General features: G+C 63.9%; 7 protein-coding genes and 2 pseudogenes. 8 read left to right on the top strand and 1 reads right to left on the bottom strand.

What is annotated here, in order from left to right; all coding sequences use genetic code 11:
• The 8 genes and pseudogenes from WCB02_RS01840 to WCB02_RS01805 form a co-directional block, all read left to right on the top strand.
• Positions 1-1,490 (top strand): annotated as a pseudogene (locus WCB02_RS01840) (conjugal transfer protein TrbE); the annotation flags it as partial.
• Positions 1,487-2,221 carry a P-type conjugative transfer protein TrbJ gene (gene trbJ, locus WCB02_RS01835; protein ID WP_423955725.1) on the top strand — a complete coding sequence of 245 codons (735 nt, stop codon included), beginning with the start codon at positions 1,487-1,489 and terminating at the stop codon, positions 2,219-2,221. The pseudogene WCB02_RS01840 and the gene trbJ, both read left to right, overlap by 4 nt.
• A complete protein-coding gene (gene trbK-alt, locus WCB02_RS01830) occupies positions 2,221-2,586 on the top strand; it encodes a putative entry exclusion protein TrbK-alt (protein WP_423955722.1) in 366 nt (121 codons plus the stop codon). Before trbJ ends, trbK-alt begins: the two co-directional genes overlap by 1 nt.
• Positions 2,586-3,761, top strand: coding sequence for a P-type conjugative transfer protein TrbL (gene trbL / locus WCB02_RS01825; RefSeq protein WP_423955727.1), 1,176 nt, complete (start codon positions 2,586-2,588; stop codon positions 3,759-3,761). The genes trbK-alt and trbL overlap by 1 nt, the downstream gene beginning before the upstream one ends.
• Positions 3,761-4,438, top strand: coding sequence for a conjugal transfer protein TrbF (gene trbF, locus WCB02_RS01820; RefSeq protein ID WP_423955720.1), 678 nt, complete (start codon positions 3,761-3,763; stop codon positions 4,436-4,438). Before trbL ends, trbF begins: the two co-directional genes overlap by 1 nt.
• 2 nt (positions 4,439-4,440) lie before the next feature.
• Positions 4,441-5,436: a P-type conjugative transfer protein TrbG gene (gene trbG, locus WCB02_RS01815; protein WP_423955718.1), complete on the top strand. Its 996-nt coding sequence runs from the start codon at positions 4,441-4,443 to the stop codon at positions 5,434-5,436.
• Positions 5,437-5,498: 62 nt separating this feature from the next.
• Positions 5,499-6,656, top strand: a complete 1,158-nt coding sequence (locus tag WCB02_RS01810; RefSeq protein WP_423955716.1) for a TrbI/VirB10 family protein — start codon at positions 5,499-5,501, stop codon at positions 6,654-6,656.
• A gap of 10 nt (positions 6,657-6,666) precedes the next feature.
• Positions 6,667-6,753: pseudogene (locus WCB02_RS01805) on the top strand (DUF2274 domain-containing protein); the annotation flags it as partial.
• Between the two features lie 348 nt (positions 6,754-7,101).
• Here the strand turns inward: WCB02_RS01805 and WCB02_RS01800 are convergent.
• On the bottom strand, positions 7,102-8,390 hold a 1,289-nt coding region (locus tag WCB02_RS01800; protein WP_423955714.1), incomplete at its 5' end, for an ATP-binding protein.

The raw sequence follows: 8,390 nt of genomic DNA, 5'->3' as shown, positions 1-8,390 counted from the left end.
CAGCATTGCAGGAGCTCGGCTCGGATGCAATCGGGCAGGCCTTTGTCACGGCGACCGTCACCGTGTGGGACGACGACCCTCGTGTGGCGGATGAGAAGCTGCGGCTGGTCGAGAAGGTCATCCAGGGCCGCGACTTCACCTGCATGGCCGAAAGCGTCAACGCGGTGGAAGCCTGGCTCGGATCGTTGCCCGGCCATGTCTACGCCAACGTTCGTCAGCCGCCGGTCTCGACGCTCAATCTCGCGCATATGATCCCGCTGTCGGCGGTCTGGGCGGGCCCCGCGCGGGATGAGCATTTTGGTGCGCCGGCATTGTTCTTTGCCCGGACCGAGGGGGCGACGCCATTTCGATTCTCGCTTCATGTCGGCGATGTCGGCCATACCTTGGTGGTGGGTCCGACCGGCGCCGGCAAGTCGGTCCTGTTGGCGTTGATGGCGCTGCAGTTCCGCCGTTATCCGGATGCCCAGGTCTTCGCCTTCGATTTCGGCGGCTCGATCCGCGCGGCCTCACTTGCCATGGGTGGCGATTGGCATGACCTCGGTGGCGCGCTGTCGGACGACGCCAGCGAACCAGTTGCGCTGCAACCTTTAGGCTTGATCGATGATGCCGCGGAACGTGCCTGGGCCGCGGAATGGATCGCCAATATCCTCAAGCGCGAAACCATCGTCGTCACCCCGGAGGCAAAGGATCACCTCTGGTCGGCTCTGACTTCACTGGCGTCGGCGCCTGCTGCGGAACGCACGCTGACTGGCCTGTCGGTGTTATTGCAGTCGCAGACGCTCAAGCGCGCGCTGCAGCCCTATTGCCTCGGCGGTCCCTTTGGCCGTCTCCTCGATGCGGAGGCCGAGCGGCTGGGCGAGGCCGACGTGCAGGCCTTTGAGACTGAGGGCCTGATCGGCACCTCCGCCGCGCCCGCAGTGCTCGCCTATCTCTTCCATCGCATTGAAGGCCGGCTTGATGGCCGGCCGACCTTGCTGATCGTCGACGAAGGCTGGCTTGCGCTGGATGACGAGGGTTTTGCCGGGCAATTGCGCGAATGGCTGAAGACACTGCGCAAGAAGAATGCCTCCGTCATCTTCGCCACCCAATCGCTGTCGGACATCGACGGCTCCGCGATCGCACCCGCCATCATCGAGAGCTGCCCGACGCGGCTGTTCCTGCCGAATGAGCGGGCGATCGAGCCGCAGATCACGGCGATCTACCGGCGTTTTGGCCTCAACGACCGCCAGATCGAGATCCTCGCCCGCGCCACGCCGAAGCGTGACTACTACTGTCAGTCGCGGCGGGGCAATCGACTGTTCGAGCTTGGTCTGGGCCCCGTCGCCCTTGCCTTTACGGCTGCGTCCTCGAAGGCGGATCAGGCTGATATCCAGCAGATCGTTACCAAACATGGACGCGAGGGTTTTGTTGCCGCCTGGCTGCAACACCGCGGGCTCTCCTGGGCTGTGGATATCATCCCGGATCTTCCCGCAGAGAGCCATAAATCATGAGCCGGTTCAGCCGCCTTACTGCGGTCGGTGCCGTCGCGCTCGCCGTCAGCTTCACGGTGCCGCCGTCTTTGGCGCAGGTCGTCGTGTTCGACCCGAACAATTATGCGCAGAACGTGCTGACGGCCGCGCGCGCGCTGCAGCAGATCAACAACCAGATCACGTCGCTGCAGAACCAGGCGCAGGTGCTGATCAATCAGGCGAAGAATCTGGCCAACCTGCCATTTTCGTCGCTGCAGCAGCTGCAATCCTCGATTCAGCGCACCCAGCAGCTTCTCAGCCAGGCGCAGCGTATCGCCTACGACGTCGGGCAGATCAATAACGCGTTCTCCACGACCTACGCTCCGGCTTCGACGTCCGCATCCAGCCAGACGCTGATAGCGAACGCACAGGCGCGCTGGCAGACCTCGGTTGCGGCGTTGCAGGATGCTTTGCGGGTGCAAGCCGGCGTCGTCGCCAATCTCGATACCAACCGCACCCAGATGTCGGCACTTGTGACCTCGAGCCAGTCCGCGACGGGAGCGTTGCAGGCAACGCAAGCCGGTAACCAGCTGTCTGCTTTGCTGGCCCAGCAACTTGCCGATCTCACCGCGACGGTCGCAGCCCAAGGGCGCGCGCAGAACCTGGAAGCCGCGCAGCGTACCTCCGCGCAGGACCAGGGCAGGGAGCAGCTTCGGCGCTTCCTGACCCAGGGTGCCGGTTATCAACCCACCACCGTTCAGATGTTCCATTGATGAGCTCTTATCTCGTTCCGGAAAAGATCGCGCGGGTCGCCGCAGTCGTGTTCGTCACACTCGCTTCCGCGCTAGTCGTGTTCCAGACTCGACGCGGCGAAGACAGGGCCGTCCTGGCGCCAGTCGAGCGCGGCGAACCAGAGCCTCTTATCGGTGCACTCAGGCGCTGTCGAACGATCACGTCGGACGACACCGCAGGTCTCGACGCCTGCCGCCGCGTATGGGCCGAGAACCGTCAACATTTCTTCGCCTCGGCGAAATCGACCGAGTTGCCAACTCAGCCAGCGTCCAATGCGCCTGCGGGGCTGCCGAAGAGCCAGGACCAAGCGCCGCCGCGTGAGGTCGACCAGGGGAGGACCCGGTGATGGGTGGGACCGGCGTCGTCGACCGTTTCCTCGAGGTTTTTACCCGTTACATCGACTCGGGCTTCGGCCTGCTCAATGGCGAGGTCGCATTCCTGGCGACGACACTCGCCGCCATCGACATTACGCTCGCGGCCATATTCTGGAGCTGGTCGGCCGATGAGGACATCGTTGCCCGGCTGGCCAAGAAGGCCTTGTTCGTCGGTGTGTTCGCCTACCTGATCGGCAACTGGAACAATCTCGCCCGCATCGTCTTCGAGAGTTTCGCGGGTATCGGCCTGAAGGCCTCCGGCACGGGCATGTCGACGGCCGACCTCTTGAGCCCGGGGCGGGTCGCGCAGGTCGGAATCGACGCCGGCCGTCCGCTCCTGGCCTCGATCTCGGGCTTGATGGGCTACATCAGCTTCTTCGAAAATTTCATCCAGATCGTGGTGCTGTTGTTCGCCTGGATCGTGGTGCTGCTCGCCTTCTTCATCCTGGCGATCCAGCTCTTTGTGACGCTGATCGAGTTCAAGCTGACGACGCTGGCGGGTTTTGTGCTGATCCCCTTCGGCCTGTTCGGGAAGACGGCATTTGCCGCCGAGCGCGTCCTCGGCAACGTCATCTCATCGGGCGTCAAGGTTCTGGTGCTTGCCGTGATCGTCGGCATCGGTTCGACCCTGTTCTCGCAATTCACCATGGGATTTGGCGGCAATCAGCCCACCATCGAAGACGCCATGTCCATGGTGCTGGCGGCGTTGTCCCTCCTGGCGCTCGGCATCTTCGGCCCCGGGATTGCCAACGGCATCGTGTCAGGCGGTCCGCAGCTGGGCGCGGGTGCAGCCGTCGGGACCGGTGCTGCGGCCGGTGGCATCGTTGCTGCCGGTGTCGCCGGCACTGGTCTGGCCGCGGGCGGAATGCTGGCTGGCGCGGCGCGTGGCAGCGCTTCGCTCGCCTCCGCTGCTTCCAATGTCAGCAGTCGCGGACGCCGTGCGGCGGGTGAGACGGCATCGAATGCCGGTAAGGCCGGGCAGGGCGGAGCTTCCGCGGGCACATCATCCGAACCGCCGGCCTGGGCCGCGCGCATGAAGGCATCGCGGACGGTGAGCCGGGGTGTGTCCGCGGCAACCAATGCGGTGCGCTCCGGCGATCACGGTGGGGGCGGCGCTTCCGTCGACCTTTCTGAACGGGAGCGGTGATGTTCAAACGACCTTCCGTGCGCTACGGCCGAACGCCCGCGCCAGAAACCCCTTATCAGAAGGCCGCGCAAGTCTGGGACGAGCGGATCGGCTCGGCCCGCGTGCAGGCCAGCAATTGGCGATTGATGGCGTTCGGTTGCCTGCTGCTGTCAGCCGGCCTCGCATCCGCGCTCGTCTGGCAATCCATTCGCGGCACCGTGACGCCGTGGGTGGTGCAGGTGGATCGCCTCGGCGAGGCCCAGGCCGTGGCGCCGGCCGATGGCAGCTACCAGCCGAGTGATCCACAGATCGCATTTCACCTGGCGCGGTTCATCGAGGATGTCAGGGGACTGCCCACCGACGCCATCGTGCTGCGCCAGGACTGGCTGCGGGCCTATGATTTCACGACGGATCGCGGCGCCGCGGCCCTGAATGAATATGCCCGCTCCAACGACCCCTTTGCCAGTCTGGGCAAGCTGCAGATTTCGGTCGAGGTCTCCAGCGTCATCCGGGCCTCGCCGACCTCGTTTCGCGTAGCCTGGATCCAGCGCACTTACGAGAACGGCAGCTTGAGTTCGACCGAGCGCTGGACCGCCATCCTGACCGTCGTGATCGACACGCCGCGCGACGCCGATCGTCTGCGGAAAAATCCGCTTGGGGTCTACGTCAACGCCATCAACTGGTCGAAGGAGTTTTGACGGTGAAGCAATCGCACAACGCTACCTTGCCGGCTCTCGCTCTTTCGCTCTCGGTGGTCGCGGGTTGCACCATTCCGCTGAAACCGCCGCCGGCGATTTCCTATGACGAGGACGCACAGCCCGCCGTCCAGCTTGCCGATCCGCCAAAGCCGGTCGAGATCGTCGAGATGCCAAAGCTGCTGCCGCTTCCCGGGCAGCTCAAGCCGCTGCACGGAGCCAAGTCGAAGCCGGAATCCGCCGATCCCCGCCAGCGCGTTGAAAAGGCCAACGCGGCTGCTCGCGTGCAGCCGACCCGCAATGGCTATATCAACGCCGTTCAGGTCTATCCGTTTGCGCCAGGGGCGCTTTATCAAGTCTACGCGGCGCCGGAGCAGATCACCGACGTTGCCCTGCAAGAAGGCGAGCAACTCGTTGGTTCCGGACCGGTCGCGGCTGGCGATACCGTGCGCTGGATCATCGGCGATACCGAGAGCGGGACAGGTGCCACCAAGCGCATCCACATCCTGATCAAGCCGACCAGGCCAGATCTCACCTCCAATCTCGTCATCAATACCGACCGCCGCACCTATCTCCTGGAGCTTCGTTCCGCGGAAAAGACCTACATGGCGTCCGTGTCCTGGCAGTATCCGGAGGATCAACTGATTGCGCTGCGCCGGCAGAACGCCAGCGCGGATGCCGCAGCGCCCATCGAGACCGGCGTCGATATCTCACGGCTGCGGTTCCGCTACGCAATCGAGGGCGACAATCCGCCCTGGCGCCCGGTCTCTGCATTCGACGACGGTGCGAAGGTCTATATCGAGATGCCCAGCGGAATCGGGGAAGGAGAGGCGCCGCCTCTGTTCGTCATAGGTCCCGAAGGCGATGGTCAACTCGTCAATTATCGCGTCCGGCAGAACTACTACATCGTCGACCGCCTGTTCGCCGCCGCCGAGCTTCGTATGGGCGGCGAGCATCAGGAGACCGTTCGAATCAGCCGGGTCGACGGGAGGGCCCGGTGAGCGGGGAGGAGAAAAGCGCTATTCGCCCTGGCGCTGAAAATGAACCCGGCCGATCGGAAACCATGCGCCTTGGCGCCGAGCGTCCACGCGTCACAAGGCTTTCCAGGAAGGTTCTGGCTGGCGCGGCGGCTATCGGATTGGCCACCATCTTCGGAGCGACGTTGTGGGCGTTGCAGACCAATCGGTCGTATACAACTGCGCCATCAGAGCTCTTCACGACAGACCATCACAATGTTGCCGACGGTTTGGAACGTTTGCCGCGTGATTACGCCGGCGTACCCCGCCAGGTGCCATCGCTCGGGCCGCCATTGCCGGGCGATCTCGGACGGCCGATCGTGAACGCGCAAAAAGCTCCCTCTGCGGGCACAGCAGCGACCGATCCCGAGCAGCAACGTCTCGATCAGGAAGTCGAAGCAGCCCGCCTGAGCCGATTGTTCGCCTCGACCAGTGTCCGGGAGGTGGCATCCTCGATCGCACAAGCTGCCTCGGTCGGTGCCTCGGCAATCGCACCCAACCAGACGAGCCAGCCGGCACAGCCGGCCTCAGACAATGCGTTCGCGCAGAACGGTCAGGACCGCAAACTCGCTTTCGTCAATGCGTCAGTCGATACCCGCACCACAAGCCCGGATCGTGTCGCCGCACCCGCGTCAACCTATGTCGTGCAGGCCGGCAATATCATTCCCGCGGCGCTGATTACGGGGATCCGCTCGGATCTGCCCGGCCAGATCACGGCCCAGGTGACCGAGAACGTTTTCGACAGCGCAACCGGGCGTTTCCTTCTCGTGCCGCAGGGGACCCGGCTGATAGGTATCTATGATAGCCAGGTTGCGTTCGGGCAGTCGCGTGTGCTGCTGGTCTGGACACGCCTGATCATGCCGAGCGGCCGCTCGATCGTGCTGGAGCGTCAGCCTGGTGCCGATACCGCGGGCTATGCAGGGCTTGAGGACGAGGTCGACAATCATTGGGGTGCCCTCTTCAAGGCTGCGCTCCTATCCACCTTGCTTGGCGTCGGCAGCGAACTTGGATCAACCACCGGCACGGGCAGCAATGCTGACGTCATTACAGCGCTCCGTCGAGGATCCAGCGACAGCCTGAACCAGACCGGACAGAAAGTCGTTCAACGCAATCTTGACATCCAGCCGACGTTGACGATCCGGCCGGGGTTCCCGGTCCGCGTGATCGTCAACCGGGACCTCGTCCTCGAGCCATACAGAGGGTAGGGAGAGGTGCGTGGCAAAACTTAAGCTCGGTGCTATCGCTGAGGATAAGCCGGTGAAGTTGACGGTCGAGCTTCCCGCACCGGTCCATCGCGATCTGCGAGGGACGCCTCATTGCGGTTTACGTCCCGGAGCAGCTTGTGCAGGAAGTTCAGCGCGGTCTGGGCAACCGGAGGGCGTCGCAGGAAATACTGCACCGAGCGGCACTGCGATATATCAAGGCGCTCAAGCAAGAGGAGCGAAGAAGACTGAGCGTGTCTCGGACAACGCAGCGGCAGGTTGCCGATTTTGAGCTGATGCAGGTCCGCGCCTTGAGCTATTGCTCCAGGCCATCTTCGACTTTCTTGGCGACCCAGATAGATATGATCGAGCAGGTCCGCTGCGATCTGGCACGGGCTTGAAGAACGCCGAGACCGGTCGGTTTTGGTGCTTGGATGGATATGAGGGTCTAGCGATAACTTTCTGCCGCGCGATCTGGCTCAGACGCCAGTTTGGCCTTCGCGGTGCCCCAGCGCAGGATGGCCGCATAGAGCGTATCCGGCTGGATCGGCTTGGTGAGGAAATCATTCATGCCGGCGGCGCGGCACTCTTCCCGCTGCCCCATCAGGGCGTTGGCGGTCAGCGCGATGATCGGCACGTCGTGCTCGGGGCCGGCCAGCGCGCGGATCGCCCGGGCCGCCGAGATGCCGTCCATCTCGGGCATCTGCATGTCCATCAGCACCAGGTCGTAGGATTTCTGCCGAACCGCGGCGACCGCCTCCTTGCCGTTGCAGACCAGGTCGGGCCGGAAATTCTGCCGTTCCAGCAGTTTGCATATCAGCTTGCGGATGATGAAGTTGTCCTCGGCGACCAGGATGTTGAGATTGGCGGCCTCCGGGTCGAGCGAGGGCGCGAGCGAGGGCGACATGATCTTCGGCGGCGCCTCGGCCGCACGGCACCGCAGCGTGAACCAGAATCTGCTGCCGCGTCCGATCTCGCTTTCGACGCCGATATCGCCGCCCATGGTCCGGCACAGCTGCCTGCAGATCGCGAGACCAAGTCCGGTGCCGCCATATTTCCGCGACACCGAGGTGTCGGCCTGCGTGAACGGGGTGAACAGCGACGCCTGGACCTCCGGAGGGATGCCGGCGCCGCTGTCGATGACGTCGATGCGAAGCTCGATCAGCCCGTTGGCTACGACGCGGTGCGACGCGGCGATCTCGACCGAGCCCTGGTCGGTGAACTTGATGGCGTTGCCGACCAGGTTGAGCAGGATCTGGCCAAGCCGGCTCGGATCGCCAGTCAGATGAGCCGGCATATCGTCACTGATGGAGGTCTTGAGCTGCAGGCCCTGCTCCCGCGCCTTGGGCGCCAGCAGCAGCGTGACCGCGTTGATCGAATGCCTGAGGCTGAACGGGATCGATTCCGGCTCGAACTGACCCGCCTCGAGCTTGGAAAAATCGAGGATGTTGTTGACGACGGTGAGCAGGTTGCGGGCCGATTCATGGGCGATGTTCGCCAGACTGCGCTGTTCGTCGTCGAGATCGGTCGCAGCCAGCAGGTCGATCATGCCCATCATGCCGGCCATGGGCGTGCGGACCTCGTGGCTCATCATGGCCAGGAAGTCGGACTTGGCCCGGCTGGCGGCTTCCGCGGCGTCCTTGGCGACGCTGAGCGCCTCGGTGGTCGCGATCAGCTCGCTCTTCTGCGCCTCGAGATTGTTACGTGCCTGGACCAGGTCGGAGAGCCGCTCCGCAA

It is taken from the genome of Bradyrhizobium sp. (assembly GCF_049581145.1).
Taxonomy (GTDB): Bacteria; Pseudomonadota; Alphaproteobacteria; order Rhizobiales; family Xanthobacteraceae; genus Bradyrhizobium.
This window is presented reverse-complemented; position numbering and strand designations above follow the sequence as displayed.